The organism is Paenibacillus barcinonensis (assembly GCF_003217495.1).
GTDB classification, from domain to species: domain Bacteria; phylum Bacillota; class Bacilli; order Paenibacillales; family Paenibacillaceae; genus Paenibacillus; species Paenibacillus barcinonensis.
The window spans coordinates 61,341-80,108 of the sequence record NZ_QJSW01000010.1 but is presented as its reverse complement, the minus strand read 5'-3'; the positions used below and the strand labels follow the sequence as shown (position 1 = coordinate 80,108).

Sequence of the window (18,768 nt, the reverse complement as noted above, 5' to 3'; positions counted from 1 at the left end):
AAGTCTCCTCCCTCCCGTGTGCTTACCATAGGCTTGTGTTGGACAGCCGTTTTGCAGCTGCGTTGACCGCTAATAACAGAATGAGGTTGATTAGAGAGTTAAACAAACCTACCGCTGTAGCGAAGCTGTAATTGGCGTTTAACAGACCCATTTTATAAACATAGGTTGAGATGATTTCCGAAGCAGACAGATTTAGCGGATTTTGCAGCAAATACACTTTTTCAAAGCCTACCGCCATAATATTGCCGACACTCAAAATCAAAATAATGACAGCCGCCGGGAGTAAGCCCGGCAAATCTACATTAATGATCTTCTGCAGCCGACTGGCTCCATCCACTTTGGCGGCTTCGTATAAAGAGGGATCAATACCCGCCAGCGCCGCCAAATAGATGACCGCAGAATACCCCATGCTCTGCCACACGTCCGAGAAGACATATATAGAGCGAAACATGTCTGGATTCCCCAGAAAATTCACTGCCTCGAATCCAAGTGCACCTGCAATCGTGTTCACGATCCCCAGTCTTGGCGATAGAAAAAGCATAATGATCGACACCATAACCACTGTGGATATGAAATAAGGAGCATAGGTGACCAGCTGCACGGTTTTCTTGAAGCGGATGTTTTTAATCTCATTCAGAGCCAGCGCCAGTAAAATCGGAATGGGAAATCCGACAATCAGGCTGTAGAACGAAATCAATAGTGTGTTTTTGATCAACATCACAAATGCGGGATTCTGGAATAACATCTCGAAATACTTTGTCCCAGCCCACGGACTGCCCCAAATACCTTTGATAACGTTATAATCTTTAAATGCAAGCACAGTGTTCACCATCGGTACATACTTGAAAATGATAAAATACAGCACCGGAGGCAAAACAAGCAGGTACAACTGCCAGTGCCTCCTGAAACTTCTGGACAGCGCATGCTTTAGTGTAGATCGCCCGCGCTCCTTCACATCAGACTTGCCTTCACTAGTCGTTATTGTTCTCAGAATCATCCCCCCAGTCAACGGTACCTTATGATCAAGTTCACGCCACTCGGAAAACCTTAAATGGTAGCGCTTTCTTTGTGCTGTAATCATACGTTTGACCGTGAATGGAGGTAAAGGTACATCTCGACATTTAAGGTACATTACACGAAAAGGCTTCATATAGCGGATGGTACATTAGCCGCTCTGATTGTCCATTTTACGAAATACACTCGGTGAAATGCCGCGTACACGTTTGAATGCTCTGCGGAATGAATGCGCGCTATTATAACCTGTAGTCAGTGCAATTTCATCAATAGTTTGACCGCTCTCCCGGAGAAGTCCTGACGCTGCATTGATTCTGATACGCTCCACGTAATCAGAAAGATTCTCTCCTGTATGCTCTTTGAATAACTGGGAGATGAACTTTTCGGATTTCCCCATATATTCGGCGATGCGGTAGATGGTCAGATTCGCATCTCCATAGTTCCTTTCAATGTAACTCATGATTTCTTGAACAGTATCGGCATGAGTGGATGATCTTTTTTTGACAACCTCCGTACACATCTCTTCGGTCAGACGTTTGAATTTGCCACGTAATGCGTGAATGGAATCGGTGCTCTGGATGCTTGCGACACAGCTTTTATACTCATTCGTAAACGAATCATCGAGTTTGATTTTGGACTCATCCAGCTTCAGATATGTGCCCTTTAATTCCATAATGAACTGCTGTACCATCTCATATGAAAGCTCTCGTTCTTCAAAATTCCGCACAAACAGGTGGTCCAGAATGCGAAGCGCTTCCTGCACTTCACCCGCCTTGACCGTATTCAGCAGGCGCTGCTCCGATTCAATCGGATAATAATACATTTCATTTTCCTTGAGTGTATCTTCAAATTTGATAAGTTGATCTGCCCCGCAATGGATGGCATATTCCATCGCCTGCTTCGCCTCATCAAATGAACGTCCGACATCATTCCATACCTCATATGCTGCTCCTGTGCCTATCGTTGTTGATATGCGGTAGTCTTTATAGATCAGCTCTCTCAGCCGTTCCAGTTCGAACTCACAATGATGCATGGATTGTTTCAGCGGTTGGTCAGAGAAGGGACAGATAAACGCAATCTGATCCGTCCCCCAGTCAGTCAAAAGCACCTCGGCGTTCCAATCTGTAATTGTCTGCCGGACAATCAGCTTCGCCACACCAAGCTCCTGAATAATTTCCTCGCTATCCAAGCTCGCGTAACCATTGACTTTGAGCAGTCCCGTCATGCCTTGCGTGTTCTGTAGTGAAATCTGAGTCTGACAAGAGATGGCCTCCAGTTCTCTTGTCGTATAGAACTCGCCCGTAAGCATCCGTTTAATGAAGCCGTCCCGCAGCAGTGGAATCTGTTCATTCAGTGCATTCTCGAGCGAGTGATTGTTGGCAATCAGATGATGAATATGGCTCGCCAAAAAATCATATTCGTTGCGTCTTTTACCCGTGGGCTCATTCGTTTGCTCACGGAATACAGACAGCAATTTATATATAGGCGCACTGTTGCGGTAAGCTAACACCAGTCCAAATGCGAGTCCAAGCACCAGTGTCGCCACCGTGAACGCAAGCGTGACTTGTTTGATCTGATCTGCATTGGTCATGAGTGCTTTCTCTGGAATACCTGCCATATAGCTCCATCCATTCTGACCCGACTCTATGGATAAGAGTAATCGTCCACCCTCGATCGGCTGCACCTGTCTGGCAGCGCTATTGTGATTTTTCGCCAGACGCTGTGCCTCGGCCTGTGCTATGCCGCGTGAAAAGATAACATTCCCTTCAGCATCACGAACCAGCGTCCACCCGCCATACTGATCCACAATATGCTGGGTCAAATTAGCCATTTTATCTTCATTGATCAACACACCAATCGTTGCCTGCGGTTTGTTAAAGCTGTTGAGCGGCAACGATTGCAGAAATGTAATAGCCGGCACGGTAGTAATGACATTGTTGCTTATTTCGCGTTTGTAATTTCGGAGTGGAATCATTTCGTTGAAATGCGGCTTTTTCAAAATATTTGCGCTCCACTGCTCATAGGTCATGCCCTCAAGTGCATTGGCTGCATAATAATGCTCAGGTCTGTAATACACCGTAGTGGGTGTAATGATGACATTGTAATTAGGGATATAAATGAAAAAATGAGATAAATATTCGTTTGTGCTGCTGTACATGGACAGGCTGCGCTGCATGCGGCCTATGCCATACACGTTGTATACATCAAGCGGCTTGGGATCAGCAATCAAACGATAGAGATCCTGATTAATTGCGAGTTGTCTGGTGAATGCCTCCACCTGAAGCAGATTTCGTTCGATGATTTCTTTGCCAAGATTGAGGGATTTCAGGCTGTTCTCAATTGAGCTTGCCCGGGCCGCATCAATAGATGCCCTGTAAGAGGCATATCCGGCGATCTGCGGGATCATGAGAATGATTAAGTAGGAGATTAAAAATCTGCGGAACATCGGTGAAAATTTGGACCATAGGAGCTTCAAATGTACTCCCCCCTTTTTCTAATCAAGCGCTTACATTTTTAAGTTATATTATAGTCATTTCATGATACAACGGGCTTTTCTTCACAGTGAAGGTACAACTTCTTCCTTAGGGTACATTTGCCGCCTGCAAGGAGACAATACCAGATTTTCTTATCTGCACTGCATTGCTTGGCTAAGTATAGCAGTTTTAGCAACATTGCGAACGCTTTCTATCCAGCCATTAAAAAAAAATGCACAAAAAAATAGCCCTTCCAAGTCATATATGGACTTGAAAGGGTTATTTAGCATTTGACACAAACTATGACTATCTCGTATTAATTGCTTACGGCAACAAATTTCCATTGTTGATTCGTTGCACCCGTGTACGTGTTTTGTTGCAGAACCGCACCATCGGATGTGGATGCGTTAGCTACCTCAATCGCTTTGTTGCTATTTACGTTGATAATGCTCCAGTACCCATTGCCGAGGTCATTGACTTTGAAATGCTGTGCCGTTGTGTTCAGATTGGCCATTAATTGCACCGCTTCCCCATTCGTCGTTGTTCCGTTGCGAATATCAATGACCTTATCCGGGGAATTCACACTGGTCAGTGTATAGTTACCGTTTCCGATGGAAGTGAGTACCCACTTCTGAGGATTCCCCCCCAGATCACTCCACTGCTGAAGCTGAAGGTTATTCACATTTTGCCCGCCCGGAACATCAATAACCTTGTTGGAGTGGCGCGCTACAATTTTGTAGGTTGCACCAGACACAAGACCTGTAGTCGGGTTCGTTGGATTGGTTGGATTACCGCCTCCACCGCTGCCATAATTCTGGGAACGTTCATTGTACCAGTTGAACAGGAAACGTCCCATCGCACTGCGTGATGCATCTCCATCCCATTTCAGTCCTGCCGTAGGATCAGCGAACGAGCTGCGTGTACCTGGCTCCAGAATGAAGCCGTTCATATGAGCCGCGATGCTCACATTGCCTGCAGCATTGAAGATTGTTTTGGTATTCGTACCAAACCCTTCGTTGCTGCCGTTAAACAGGTTCCAGTAAGCGGAATCTCCCGGCTTGTTCTTGAACCAGGTCACTTCTGTAATATTGATTGGATATTTATCAGCTGCTGCCTTGATGTTGGTATTCCATTGATCTTGCAAAATGTTAAAGTTGTCATATGCCCCGTATCCTGGATACCAGTGAACAGCATAACCATAATTGTTCAGAGGGTCTGTCAGCGGATGACTTGCTGTCAAGCTGTAGAATTGATTGTAGCCCAGACCCGCTGCCCAGATGACGTTGTCTGCACCCTGATTACGAATCGTTGAAATCATGGAATTCTGGAAATTACGCAAGTCATTCCAGTGATCCACAAAATCATTTTCCCCGTTGTATCCGCCCCAGTGTCCGTTAGCATACGATTTCACCGGCTCGTTGATCAGTTCGAAGTGAACGTTGTCTGCACTTTTAATCTCTGGGCGGGAGGCAAGATAACCCCAGATTTGATTGAATTTTTGCAGGTTCGCTGCTGTTGTCGCCTGATCATCCTTCAAGGTGAAGTCCAATCCCAGAACGACATATACACCTTTGGTTTTGGCGTACTGAATATAAGGGATGATGACGTTCTGCGTTACAGTCTGTACACCGGCAAAGTTATATGTACCTTCCGCCACATCCCCCATGTCTTGACGATCAATGAACAGACGTACCTGGTTCATCTTCCAGCCATGATTGCTTCCGTATTTCGGGCTGGTGTCAGCGAAGGTGTCTGTAATATCTTTCAGATAGGCAAGAGTTGCCGCATGACGGTTGTTTCCATGAAGATTCAAATAATAGTTGCTATCCTGATAAGTCCAGTATGCACCGGAAGGCTGATGCCAACCGTTCAGAAGCACAGGCTGATTGTTACTGTTCACGAGATTTTTACCACTGACATGCAGTTTCCCCATAGGCATGCCTACCCAAGCATCAGCCTTGCTACCTCCCCATGGCGCAATTGTAATCATTAATGCAAGAACGAGTAAAAGCTTGCAAGACATCAACATCTTTTTCACTGCTATTCCTCCTGTTATAGTCAATTGGCTTACATTACTGTGATCACAAGCAGCCGACAGGCATCATTTCAACAACTATAGCTGTCTCGTTGGTGCTCGCTCCCTCAAGCCATCCCATATCCAGTGCGGGTAACTGTTTATCACGAGGGTCATTACACAAACTCCTCCCTCCTTGTGTATTTTGTGTCATCGGTCTGCCTTCACGCCGTTCATGTTATCCTACGATACCTGTACGCTCCACACTCTCCACAAAATATCGTTGCACGAATAAATAAATGATGATCAAAGGCAGAATCGCCAGCAAAATACCTGTATCCTGAATCATGCTCAGATAGAATGGGTCAGCCTGGGAAGCTGCGCCATCCGTAACCTGTTGAGCCAGATTGTAGGGTAGAGACGACAACTGTGTTGACATGACTTTGCTAGAGGTCAGATATGTCGTTGTGTAAAAGCTGTCGTTCCACTGCCATACAAAGGAAAACAGCATAACCGTTACCATAGAAGGAATCGCATTAGGCAGCATGATTCGGGAGAAGGTGCGTCCAATGCCCGCCCCATCCACGTAAGCCGCCTCCTCTACTTCTTTTGGAATACCTCTGAAAAATTGCCTGAAAATAAAGATATATAAGCCCGCCTTGAGTGAATTCGCCGTAATAGCCGTCAGAATAAATGGCCAGTACGTATTAAGCAGATTTACAGGCTTGCCCGCAATCAACGTCATCAGTCCCATCAGATCAAAGCTCTTCAGATTCAGGTACACCGGAATAAGAATCGTCGTGGGGGGTACAAGAATTGTCAGAATGACGCCGGCAAACAGCCAGTTGCTGCCCTTAAACTTTAATCTGGCGAAACCGTATCCTGCGAGCGCACAGGATGCAGTTGTCAGCAGTGTTGTTGTTGCCGAGAGCGCAAACGTGTTGAACAGGGTTGCCCAATAATCCATAACACGTATGGCCTGTTTGAAATTATCAATCGAGAAATTTTGGGGAATCCATACGACTACGGCCGAATAGAGATCTCCCTTCGCTTTGATGGATGTCGAGATTTTCTGGAAAATCGGAAACAAAATAACAAAGGAAAGTCCGGTAATCAGAACAAAGCGGATGACAGACCACAGCCAGCTCTTCCAATGCTCAAGCGATAATAATCTTGATGTCGTCACGCGGAATGCCCTCCTTTCTAATCTTGATAGAAGACTCGTTTCGAGAAAATGATAGATACAACGACAAGAATGATCGCAATCGCTACGAAATATACCCAAGCCATCGCAGAGCTAAGGCCAAAATCGAATTTAACAAAGCCCGTATCACGAATCAGCTCCGTCATGGCGTTATTAGCAAATGAATCAATGATCGTATAGATCGCATTGACAAAAATAAGCGGGCTCACCATCGGGAACGTTATTTTCCAAAATGCCTCATATCCTGTCGCACCTTCCATTTTGGAAGCCTCATACAGTTGCGGCGAGATGGTCTGGATTCCGGCGAGGAAAATCAAAATCTGTACACCCGATTGACTGACAATCTGGTAGATTCGATCAACAGCTCCGCTTAAATATGTGACAACCCATTCACTTACACCTGCATTCAGCATCAAACCTTCCAGTTCCAATGTACCGAATGCACTTCCACCCGTGCTGTTCTGGTTAACAGCTTCGATCAGACTTGTGCTTTCCAGCGACATGATGACGCCGGAAGCCAGAATAACAGGCAAGAAAAAGATGGATCGAGCCACAGCACGGCCTCTGAATTTTTGATTCAGAATCACCGCCAGGAATAAACTGAAGATTACAATAAGCGGAACATTCACCAACACGTCCGTGATCGACTCAATGAGCGCCCGGTTAAAGCTGGTATTAACGGTAAGGGCCTGAACATAATTGGCTAACCCTGTGAATTGTATGGCAATGCCGTCTGCATTCGCCTGAATCTTGCTCATGCTGTATCGTAGCGAAGCAAGCAACGGAACAAAGAAGAACAATATGAAGCCGATGAGCCACGGCAGCACGTAGATTACACCCCACATCGCTTTCTGCTGAGCATACGTACGATTTCCCCATTTCAATCTCATGAGTGTCTTCATCGTTGCCCACCACCCGTCACATAGCTTAGCGCTTCAATCTTATGATCTCCTGCTTCAACCGTATGGTCATTGTAATTCACAATCACATAGCCTCCGCCTTTATAGGTTGTTCGGAATACACCTTCGGCCAAAGCTTCATGAGCAATCATCGGCTGCTCTGTAAATGGCAGATTGACTTGGCTGACTTCCTTGTACATATCAGCAGCCAGATCAATCCACTGCTCATAATTCGCGGCATAAAGATTGTTGTAGTCGGTCTCCTTTACAACATGGTTAGGCGCATTAAACCAGGCGAAATAAGGACTGGCACCGTATTCAATCAGCTTCAGCACATATTGTCTTGCATCGGTATATGTGGACAGATTGTACGGAGATCCCGTATAGCTGATATTGCCATGCACGACCAGTTGGAAGAAGGGTACCTCTTCATCCTCCAGCTTAAACCTGCTGCTTGCCATTGGAGCATCTGTAAGCCCTGTAACATAAGGCAGAGCGTAACCATTCCCACCCTCGGCCACGATCGAGCCAGCTTGCTGCTTGATCTGATCCAGCGCTTGACGAACCGTATCCAATGCCTGTGTACGATCCAGCAGCTTTTTCGGATTCATATCGCTATTAAGCTGCTCAGCCATATCTTTAAGCGAAACACCTCGCAATTCGAGCGGTTTCAATTCTTTCAGCATATCTGTAGTTACCTCATTAATCTCATTCGGAGAGAGCACATAGGATGCGGATAAATCCTTGGATCTGCGCTGTAAAGCAGGGTCCATCGGATACAAAACCGCAGGTTCCTGCGTCAAAGTCCGAGATGCCTCTTTCGAAGGACTGAATCCTTTTTTAGACTGCACATGCAGTACAGCCATATCCGGATAAAAGCCGATCCCTGCGTCGTTCGTATACTCGCCGAATGCCTTCATTCCCTTTTTCCCGCCGATCACACCATCCACCTTGATGGAATCTGGCAATCGGTGATGCAGACCGTCATTGAACCATCCCGCATAACGGACCTGAATGTTGGACACATTTTTTTCCATTAGCTTGGAAAGGATCGCTTGACCCTCTTCAAACGTAGTCAGTGCCTCTGTGGAGTTATAAGGGATACCCAGCATGTGCTGTCTGGTGGACATGCCACCGAACAGCTTGAGATAAAACGGCACACCTGCGGACTTTTGATCAGCCTCCATCTCCGGGAGTCCTCCTGTTGCAAGCAAATGCTCCCTGTATAGTGAAGCCAGCCCCGAGTAGGAAGCCTGCTCTGCTCCAACAAAAGCATATCGAACGACAAAGTCGGAAGATGTCGGTTTATTCTGAAACTTAGGCAGCGTGCGAACCATGTCACTCGACTGCAGGGTGATATCACTTTTGTTGACGACATAAAAGCTCGGATATACGTTATTGTAGCTGTTCAGTTTGCCGCTGATATCTGCATTCACCATAGCTACCGCATCACCTTCTTCAATGATGCCTAAGAAAGCCCCCTCAGGACGAATCATGCCAAAGACCGGCAATCTGGCCTTGCTTTCATTTGAGCTTGCTTCCCGCAGCTTCATCGTCAGGTCAGGACCATAAATATCCTGTTGATAGGACGGATACTGCATTTTTCCGTTGTTAAAATGAATGAGTGCACCCGAGCCGTCAGGAACGAGAATCGCTCCTTCATCCTTGGAGCCTCCAGCTCCGAAATATTCGAGCACCGATAAGGTGTTGATCGGGTATTCCTCTGGAAAATGAATGCCAGATGCAGGCACACGCACAAGCATCTGATCTCCATCCAGCTCATACTCTATCGTTAGCATAAACAAGCGCGGTCCGCTTCGCTCATGCTCGATGCCATGCTCGGCATGGTCTTGGGCCAGATCTTCTTCGGTGTAGCCAGCGTCTTCAAAAGCCTTCAAGGCACGAGTAAGCTGCAAGCCCTGCATCGCCTTGTCGATCCGAACATACACTCCTTCCTCCTTGTCCTCGGCATACCCAACCTTCAGGGCTCGTTCCCCGGACTTATCGAGCTTTGCCAGCAGCTTTTGCTCGAAGCGTTCCTTGCTGATCTTTACAGGCAGATCTTCAATGGAACGTTCAGTATTACCAAACTGATAATGCACCCGTACTCCGTTCGGTAATGCCTCATAGCTCACTTGCTTATGCCGAATGCTATCTGTGTATGAGTTGACCATGCTGCTCTGACCTGAGCTATTGAAAAAGCTGAGCCTTGATTGAGCGGATAAAAGATCCTTGTTAATCCCGGCAGCAATACCGTCCTTCTCACGATCTGCCGGGTTACTGCGCCAGATCTGTCCGCTCTGCTTATGGATTACAGCGATTTCGGCGGTCTCTTCATTAATCAATAATTGCAATGCATCATTACGGGCGATGCCGATCATGCCAGGTATACGGGTATCGCTAAACGCAGATTTCAGCTTTTCTCCGGGAGGCAGGGAAGGGGTCTCCACTTGACTAACATCTGCTGCCGTCTCGCGAGCCGCCGGTGATGTAGAGAATTGACAACCACTTAGAAGTAAACTGCTCATCAGCAGTATTCCTGTTATTTTTTTGGCTGCGGCGTATTTCATTGTGTTTTCCTCCTTCCTAGCCCCGAAGCACTAATTCCTGATAAATGGTGTATGCAAAGGATACAATCTGCTGTATAAGGCTAAAGAATAACAAGCATAGAAATGCCATGAATGCCATAGCCACAAGGGTCAGCAGCATCGTCAGAATCGTTTTGGCAGGTGTATATTGATGCACGGTCATATTGCCCACAAACAGCAGATAGATCGTCCAGCACACGGCTATTGCGTTAGAAAAATAATAAAATGCCGTCTCCTGTGCAGAGATCGCGAGACTCAGCCAAATCCACGGGAAGTGCACCAGAAACATCGGCACCAGTGCAAAACATGTGGACATGAAAATCTCGGAGAACTTGCCCTCCCCATCCATGAGTGTAGTTAAAGACCAGTTAGCTACACACCAGAACAGGACTGGAACGATCACATATACCACTTCAAGCAGACTATTCAGATACTTGGGATTGTTAAAATTAATAAGAAATCCACTATACTGCGCCTGCAAAATTTTAGTGATCACCAGCAGAACCATAATCATCAACGAGATCAGCAATGTCGTTCTTTGATTCCGTTCATACTTCAATTCCCAGTAACCATCGAATGGATGGAAAATCAGATGCAGTGGAACCTGGTACAATTGTTTACTTGATGCCTGCATTCGTTGTCCTCCTTCTCTGTCTGCGAACGATAACAACGGTGACGAGCGCAGCTGCAGCCAGGAATATACCGGACATCACCCATGAAAAATGCTCGCGCATCAGCTCTTTCCTATACAACAGGAACGCTTTGGAGTATCCTTTGCGCTCCATGCTTTGTTTGAAATATTCGGCCGACTCGGCGTACTGCTTTTGGCGAAGCAGCGCTTTACCAATTCCCGCATAGGCGTATTCCAGATTGGCATTCATCTCCGCTGCCTTGGCAAAGAGCTGCGAGGACTGATCTTCTTCGCCGTTGTAATAACTGCGCACCGCATTATGCAAGGTACGGCCGTACTCTGTTGTTTGGAACACCGTGATTTCACCAAGCGCTTTATCCAGTACCAGCATACGGTCACCTGCCCTCTCCAATGCGACAGGGGTATTAAACAAGCCTAGCCGGTTACCGATTCCGCCAAAGATATGAAGTAAGTAGCCGTCACCGTTATAAGTGAAGATCCGGCCTTTGTTTGAATCCAGTACGGAGTACATATCGCTGTCTCCCACATCCACATCAATCAGACGAGAAGGCCCGCTTTCGTTCATGTATCGCAAGTCGCCTTGAGGAGCTGAATAGCCTTCTCTCCGCAAAATGTCCGTTCCCTGTGCATTCAGCTTTTTGATCGGATCTTTACCACGATCCCCACTGGTTGCATAGATAAATCCCTCTTCGTCCATGTCCAGATTGGTGAATTCGGTCGGTGTAAACATCACCATCTGACTTCGTTGCTCGCGAGTGGCGAGTCGTTTCCACAAATACTCCACTGGATCAACCTGCACCCGGTTAGCCCCGATGAAGGAGGAAAATTCGCCATCTGCACTGAATTCCATGAAGCCGTCAAATACGCCTTCGGCCATAACATAGATGCGTTCCCCTTTATCCATCACAATCCGAATGGGCTTGAACTGAAAATCTTCTTTTAACAAATCTGATTTCGGTTCAGCCACAATCTTAATGAGCTCGCCCTTGTCATTCAGATGAACCACCCGCTGATTGTCCGAATCGGCAATGAGAATATCTCCTTTATCTGTAACAAACAGGCCTTGAGGATTTTTAAACTGATCCTTTTTCCCTTTGTTTTGAAACGAATCAATGGTCCGTACAAGCATGAAATTCCGGTCGAGCTCGACAATGCGTGCGTTGCCTGAATCCAGCACATACACACGTTCATCCGCCGTAACATGCATATCACTTGGTTCCTTGAACGGACTGATATTCAGTCTCTTGCCCGTTATGATCATGGTTGCCTCATATGCGGCCGGAGCCGGAACGGCATCACCATAGAATGAATAATGGTAAGCATCGGCTTGACCGTCTGCGCTCGCAGGTAATGCTGCTGAACTGAACAGCAGGAGGCAGACCATGCTCATGATGATCCATTTCCGTTGTTTTCTTGTGCCTTTTGGCGTGTTATGCTGCAATTTGCTGCCTCCTTTCTATTCTTTCATGCCTGAAGTCGCCATAGTCTGCATCACACTGCTCTGAGAGATAATGAACAGGGTGATCGGAACGATCATCAGCAGCAATGCTACCGCTGCACCGACACCTGCCCGGGCAATGCCCCCCTGCACGATCTGACTGAGCGCATAGTGCAGTGTTTTCAGATTTTCGCTGTAGATAAAACTGCCACCGTCCGTTCCCCACAGTGCAGGAAATTGCAAAATCATTAATGTAAGCCATGCTGGCTTTACGTTAGGCATCACAATGCTCCAGAATATCCGGTATTCATTCGCCCCATCAATTTTCGCCGCCTCAAGCAGTGCATCGGGAATCTGCTCCATGAACTGTTTCATCAGAAACAGACCGAGTGAAAATGCCAGTGAAGGCACAATGATGGAGGCGTGTGTGTTGATCCATCCGAGCCATGACATGACCATGTAGTTAGGAATTGCCGTAACGTGCGGCGAGAACATCAGGGACAGGATCACAATAGTAAACAATATTTTGGACCCCGGAAAACGGTATTTGGCAAGCGGATACGCTGCTGCCGAGGCTAACAGAATATGCCCGGCCGTACCCACCAATGTGATGAGCAATGTGTTGGCAATATAACGGGATAACGGTACCCATGAATTGCCCATCAGGTTAATCAAATCCGCGAAATTTTCAGTCGTCGGATTGTTGACCCAGAAGCGCGGCGGGAATATAAAAAGTTCATCCAGGGGCTTGAAGGCATTATTTACGGCGTAGATCAACGGAAGCACCATAAATGACCCAAACACAGCCAGCAGTGCAAACAACATGAAACTGACGGCAAATGACCTATTGAGTCTCTTCGGCATGCCGAAGATGGCACGAACTTTGCTGGTCATCGTCATTCACCTATCTTTCTAAGCATTTTTTGCGTGAACACGTTGGTGCCAAGCATCAGTGCAAACAAAACAGTGGCGATTGCGGAGGCGTACCCCATTTCGAAGCGAATCGTACCATAGTCCATCAGATGGGTAACTACGGTATGCGCCGCATAGTTAACACTCGGGAACCCGGCAAGCGCTATCGAGATTTCGGCTACAGCAAATGAGGCTGTAATCTGCATGACTGCACCAAACATCAGCTGCGGTCTCATGGATGGCAGCGTAATGTACCAGAGCTCCTGCCAGCGATTTTTGATCCCGTCCACTGTTCCTGCTTCCACCAGCGAGCGGTCAATCGTCTGTAAACCGGCAATAAAGGCGAGAAAACTCGTTCCAAGACTAAGCCAGAGCTGTACGAGAATAACAATGCCTAGTACATATTTCTCGTTGGCCAGCCATTGAATGGGCTCCAGCACAATGCCGAGCCGCATCAGGAACCCGTTCATGTAACCGTAGCTGTCGCCTGAGAAAATAATTAGCCAGATGAAAAATACGTTGCCTGATATAGAGGGAGCATAGAAAACCAGTGTCATGACCGCCCGCACTTTTGGCGAAAGCTCATTGATAATCCATGCAAACAAAAAACAGGCGATGTAACTGACCGGACCCGTTATGACGGCAAAAAGCAGTGTGTTTTTGAGTGCGATCAAAAATACATCATCATTCAGGAATAGCCGTGAATAATTTTGCCAACCGACAAATCGCGGGAATTCCAGCATGTTGAAGTGAAAAAAGCTGAGCCCTAGTGAAATGCCGACCGGAATGACCGTAAACATGAAAAAGATCAGCATAAAGGGTGCCATTAATACGTAATAATGCCTGCTAAGATACAACTTCCTTCTTAATTGCGACCACCAGCCGACCTGGCGAGTATGCATAACAGGAGCGGCGGCTGTCTCAGATGTTTTGGCTTGCAACCGTTACCCTCCCTTTCCTTTACCTCAGATTAAATTCCTTGCGTTTCAATTCGATCTCATCGTCAATATAAAGCACATAGTCCGATAAAGCTTCTCGCGGATTTTCGTTGGCATTAACAACCTTACGGAAGGCATTATCCAGATGTCGACCTGTAAAATATCCCCCTGGCAGCTGCGGAATCCCCTGCACCCACTCCCACTGCTTCTCCAGGTTCTGATAGTCCTTCACTGGCCATGGTAATTGCTCTAACGCTTCGATATTTGCTGTAGGGTAACGGGCAGCTGCACCCATCAAGCCTTCCATTTCCCGTCCATACTCGATCTGGGTTGACTCATCCGTCCACCACTTCATGAACTTCCATGCCGCCTCCTTATTAGCCGCATTTTCAAGCATCATGACCGCACTGGTCGCACTCGCTACCTCATGTCGGATGGAGCCATCGGGAAGCTGTGTACCTGGTACGATAGTGAAGTCCCACAGATTTCGGATTTCTGGAGCCAGAACCGTCAGCATGTTGTATGTTGTATAATCAGCAATACCGATGGGCATCTCTCCAGTACGGAAACGGTTTGGAAAGTCCGCCTTGAGCGGGAATTTGTAATTGGTATAGAATTGCGTCCACCGTTTGAACGCATCCATTGAAATCTCCGAATCAAGCGCGCTCCTTTTCCCGTCCTCGGTATAAAATGCTCCATCGTTCTGATATAAGAGCATAGCAAACGTTGCATTTGGAACCATATTGGCATTATTCGTTGTATCCTCTATGGGCAAATAAAACTCCATGTTGTGCTTCTGCAATACGGCGATTGCATTGTAAACGTCCTGCCACGTTTTTGGCGGCTCCAGACCCAACTCATCCAGAATGTCCTTGCGGTAGAACAGCATTGGGAAATGCTGCTGCTCTGGCAGTGCGTACACACCGCCATTATACTGATAAGGCGTTAGTCCGCTTGCGCGGAATCGGCTGGCGATATCCTTATAATCCGGGAATTGGCTCAGATCAGCCGCTGCATTCCGCATCGCATAGTTCACCGGAATATCTTCACCCATTTGCATGGCGACGTCAGGCCCTTCACCAGACAGTGTTGCAGGCAGCAGAATATTGGGCGGAACAAGTCGAAGCTGCACGGAAACGTCAGTGTCTGGCGTGAACGTATCGTCAATCATACCCTTCAGCACTTGAGCCTGATCCCGTCCCGTGGTGATCCATACTGTAATGGAATCCTTCTTCTTCTCCACATTACCGATGCTGTCATAATCTTCGGTGTACGATGCAACGTAAGCACCAAGTTCATGCTTCACCTGCTGCACGGCGGACGCTTCTGCCTTGGGCAGCTCTTGATCAGGCGTAGTCACCATCAAATAATCCATCGTAATCGGCTGCTCCCGTACCGTCAAAATCCATGTTCCGAGACCGCCAACGTTAATTTTGAACGTATCCAGCCGTTTAGGAACCGTCTCTGGTCTGGCAGCCATATCTTTGAGCTGTACAACCATCGCGTGCAGAATGGCTACTTTATCACTCTGCTCGCCTGTTGCCTTTTCCAAATAGTTAGCAACAGAGCTGAGGACCTCAACCTGTCTATCAAATACCTCGGTCATCTCGGGAATACGTTTCTCCAACTGGTAGTCTCGAAGAGGATCAGGTTTGTTGGAGGTAATCATCAAAATTTTGCGATACATGTCATTTAGTTCAAGTACACTAGATTCCACTGTTCGCAAGAGTGGAGCAATGTCGCCAAGCGTAACCGTCATCCGTAAGCGATGCTTGCCTTCCTTGAGATTAAAGAGATAAGGCTCATCTTCATTATTGCCAAGCACTTCGGTCTGCCAGGAAGGGCTGTAATTAAAGCGAATTCGTTTCATCTCCTCGAACGGAGTCTTGCCGTCGATGGTCAGGCTACGCGTGGCATAGATGCCGCGAAGCTGATCCTGCTTCACTTTTAACGCAATCTGGTACAGTCCATCTTCAGGTACATCAAGCTCCCATTCGACCCATTCACCAGGCAGCTTCCAGTTCACGCCGCCAATGGCATTGATACGGATTTTGGAGACATCATAAGGTTCCAGTGATGGACTGGAGCGATCCGAGATAGGTGCCAGTGTAGGAGATGATTTGGTGACTGCATCTTCCCCTTGAACCTTCAGCATCACGGAGCTGGCTGCCTTCAAGCCTGCTGCCTCATAACTCTTTTTCAGTTCGGCATACGCTGGAACCGCTTCTTCCTGATACAACTCAATGTAATCAATCGCCATACTTTCTCTCAGAGAGGTTAACGATAATTGCTGGGTACCCTTTTCAAAATAAAACTGAAACGGTTCCTCGAAATACCCGGCACTGTCTCTGAACGAAGCAAGCTGCCATTCCGGCTGCTCCACCTGTCTCGGTCTGAGATCGTTACCACGATCATCCTGCCGGATGTGATCTTCGCGATTCCCCCATACCCTGTCGAACAGAAGTACATCCGCTTCCCGGAAAGGAACCTCTCCGTTAAGCTCCAGCTTGCGTTCTATCCCGGAGCTTTTGCCTTCGACAGGATAATAATGAATGCGAACGTGATATAAACCACTCACTTGAACAGGTACATCCCAGCGAATGGCTCCGGATTCGGGAGTAATTACGGCACTGCCGTCCAGACCAGCATATCCTTGCACGACTTCAAACTCCGCGTTATCTGCCTCGGCGTAAGCCTCGCCTTCAACTCGTACGGTTGTGGCCGGTTTGGCTGTGCTCGCATACGCTTCCCGATAATGTTCATAGCCTCGTGAATCCTTGGTGCCTGATACAGCTTCAAAATCCTCAAGTGCATGTACCGTTCCGGGGCTCTTATCCTGCGTTGGATAGATCACGATGATCGAGAACACCAAAGCCAGAACAAGTACCAGAATCAGTCCCTTTTTCTTACGTGACCGCATATTTGAATGTATCCCCTTTCCTGTAAGCGTATCGACAATTGAACGATTGACTAACCGGGCAGACCGCACCTGCTACCCGTGCGTTCTGCCCGTAATTAGTAATGCTTATTTGTACACCTCATCAATTGCGGATTGGAAAGGAGCCTTGTATTTCTCAATAAGCGTAGATACGGACACGCCCTCCTTCAGCTCTCCATCAAAATCCCAGAACGGCAGGGACGGGAACGTATTGTGGTCGAGAACCAGCATGCCAGCGGCTACCGCTCTGGCGTTGTTGATATCTGCCTCGTCCGTCAGATGTCTTTCCAGTGTGGATTGCTCCGGATAATCATAGATGGAATCAATCTCATTGATTTTTTCCCAGATATACATCAGCTGCTCTGGATTTTCGACAGCTTTAGGGATCGTAATTGCTTGATAGCGGGACTCACCGGAGTGATATGCTGTAGCGCTAGGACCCTTCGGATAAGGCAGGAAGCCAATATCATAGTCAGCCATATCATTTTTGATGCCTTCAATCTCATACATTGCGCCGGAATACATCAGTGTATTTCCTTGACGGAAGAAGGTCGCCGGCTCAGTCCAATCGCCTCCCTCTGTCGGTCTGCCCACTTTCTCTGTAGCCAACTTGGACAAGAAATTCAGTGCTTCTTTTGTTTTTGGATCTTCCAGATTCTGTTTGTCCTCTTTGGTCAGGGAAGCTTCGTTTGAATACAAAATTGGCTCGAGCAGACCTGTTTGAGCAAGTCCCCACGTATCCAGCTTGCCGTCATTGTTACGGTCCTTATTGGCTTGCTTCGCCACACTCAAGAAGGTATCCCAATTCCATTCGTCTGCATCGACATACTCCTGAAGTGGTTTCAAGCCCAGCTCCTGCATCAATGTGCGGTTATAGAAAATGCCGTTGATAAAGGAGGACTGGTCTTCTGTAAAGCCATACCCTTTACCTTCATACTGCATATATTCCTTCGTTGTTTTCTGATTAAACACTTTATCGTTCTTGATATAATCATCCACTGGCCACAACAGATCCTGCTTGGTCAATGCCGGAATCGCATAGTTTTTACCCAGTCTTACAAAGTCGCCCAGCGGCTCTCCTGCCATCAGGGAGGCTACAACCTTTTCTTGATACTCACCAAAGTCGATAGAGACATACTCGATATTGAAGTTATGCTTTTTCTTCAACGCTTCCAGATTTTCCAGACGTTTAATGTTGTCCGGGTTGTTGTCTGTAATCTCCATATTCCACCAAGCTACAACTTTGATCGTTCTGCCGCCCATGTCGAAGTCCATCTCAGGCGTAGAATTTTCATTCTTTGATTCAGTTTCAACTGGTGCTTGCTCCTCCTGAGGTGCAGGCTTTTCCGGTGCAGGCTCAGCTGCAGGCGCAGAACTGCAGGCATTAATCAGCAGCATCGCGGCAAAGATCAGACTAAGCAGCATAAACTTGTTTTTCTTCATTGTCTTCCCCCCTGATTGTCGTGTGCCCTCACAGTGTATCGCCCAAATGTAAGCGCAAACAACCTGCTTAAATACAGGTGTTTACCCTGACAAAATATAGATCGGGCTCATTTGAACAGGGAAGCAAGCTATTTCACTTGCAATTGGTAAAGAAATGCACGCTCTGCAAAATAATGCACATTGTATGCGCTTTCTTTTATTCTCATAATAAAGCTAAGCCTTAATTCAGTTGAACATTAGTCGGAATATAAAAA

General features: G+C 47.1%; 12 protein-coding genes. All 12 read right to left on the bottom strand.

Annotated elements, in window-relative coordinates:
- Positions 1 to 22: 22 nt before the first annotated feature.
- The 12 genes from DFQ00_RS16230 to DFQ00_RS16175 all read right to left on the bottom strand — a co-directional run bounded on the left by DFQ00_RS16230 (position 23) and on the right by DFQ00_RS16175 (position 18,514).
- Positions 23 to 997: an ABC transporter permease gene (locus DFQ00_RS16230; protein ID WP_110897540.1), complete on the bottom strand. Its 975-nt coding sequence runs from the start codon at positions 995 to 997 to the stop codon at positions 23 to 25.
- A 168-nt stretch (positions 998 to 1,165) separates the two neighbouring features.
- Positions 1,166 to 3,490 (bottom strand): helix-turn-helix domain-containing protein, encoded by a 2,325-nt coding sequence (locus DFQ00_RS16225; protein WP_174812088.1) that lies wholly within the window; start codon positions 3,488 to 3,490, stop codon positions 1,166 to 1,168.
- Positions 3,491 to 3,804: 314 nt separating this feature from the next.
- Complete coding sequence (locus DFQ00_RS16220; protein ID WP_244213886.1) at positions 3,805 to 5,517, bottom strand: RICIN domain-containing protein; 1,713 nt, start codon at positions 5,515 to 5,517, stop codon at positions 3,805 to 3,807.
- Between the two features lie 223 nt (positions 5,518 to 5,740).
- Positions 5,741 to 6,688 carry a carbohydrate ABC transporter permease gene (locus DFQ00_RS16215; protein ID WP_110897538.1) on the bottom strand — a complete coding sequence of 316 codons (948 nt, stop codon included), beginning with the start codon at positions 6,686 to 6,688 and terminating at the stop codon, positions 5,741 to 5,743.
- Between the two features lie 17 nt (positions 6,689 to 6,705).
- Complete coding sequence (locus DFQ00_RS16210) at positions 6,706 to 7,608, bottom strand: carbohydrate ABC transporter permease (protein WP_110897537.1); 903 nt, start codon at positions 7,606 to 7,608, stop codon at positions 6,706 to 6,708.
- Positions 7,605 to 10,175, bottom strand: coding sequence for a DUF5696 domain-containing protein (locus DFQ00_RS16205; protein ID WP_110897536.1), 2,571 nt, complete (start codon positions 10,173 to 10,175; stop codon positions 7,605 to 7,607). Before DFQ00_RS16205 ends, DFQ00_RS16210 begins: the two co-directional genes overlap by 4 nt.
- A gap of 16 nt (positions 10,176 to 10,191) precedes the next feature.
- Entirely contained in the window at positions 10,192 to 10,827 is a 636-nt protein-coding gene (locus DFQ00_RS16200; protein WP_110897535.1) for a YIP1 family protein, read from the bottom strand.
- Complete coding sequence (locus DFQ00_RS16195) at positions 10,811 to 12,235, bottom strand: NHL repeat-containing protein (RefSeq protein WP_110897632.1); 1,425 nt, start codon at positions 12,233 to 12,235, stop codon at positions 10,811 to 10,813. Before DFQ00_RS16195 ends, DFQ00_RS16200 begins: the two co-directional genes overlap by 17 nt.
- A gap of 66 nt (positions 12,236 to 12,301) precedes the next feature.
- On the bottom strand, positions 12,302 to 13,183 hold the full coding sequence (locus DFQ00_RS16190) for a carbohydrate ABC transporter permease (RefSeq protein ID WP_373288443.1): 882 nt from the start codon (positions 13,181 to 13,183) through the stop codon (positions 12,302 to 12,304).
- The gene (locus DFQ00_RS16185; protein WP_244213884.1) at positions 13,180 to 14,097 is read right to left on the bottom strand and encodes a carbohydrate ABC transporter permease; all 918 of its coding nucleotides are present in this window, start codon (positions 14,095 to 14,097) and stop codon (positions 13,180 to 13,182) included. The genes DFQ00_RS16190 and DFQ00_RS16185 overlap by 4 nt, the downstream gene beginning before the upstream one ends.
- A gap of 58 nt (positions 14,098 to 14,155) precedes the next feature.
- The gene (locus DFQ00_RS16180) at positions 14,156 to 17,053 is read right to left on the bottom strand and encodes an extracellular solute-binding protein (RefSeq protein WP_110897532.1); all 2,898 of its coding nucleotides are present in this window, start codon (positions 17,051 to 17,053) and stop codon (positions 14,156 to 14,158) included.
- 105 nt (positions 17,054 to 17,158) lie between these two features.
- The gene (locus tag DFQ00_RS16175) at positions 17,159 to 18,514 is read right to left on the bottom strand and encodes an extracellular solute-binding protein (RefSeq protein ID WP_110897531.1); all 1,356 of its coding nucleotides are present in this window, start codon (positions 18,512 to 18,514) and stop codon (positions 17,159 to 17,161) included.
- Positions 18,515 to 18,768 lie beyond the last annotated feature (254 nt).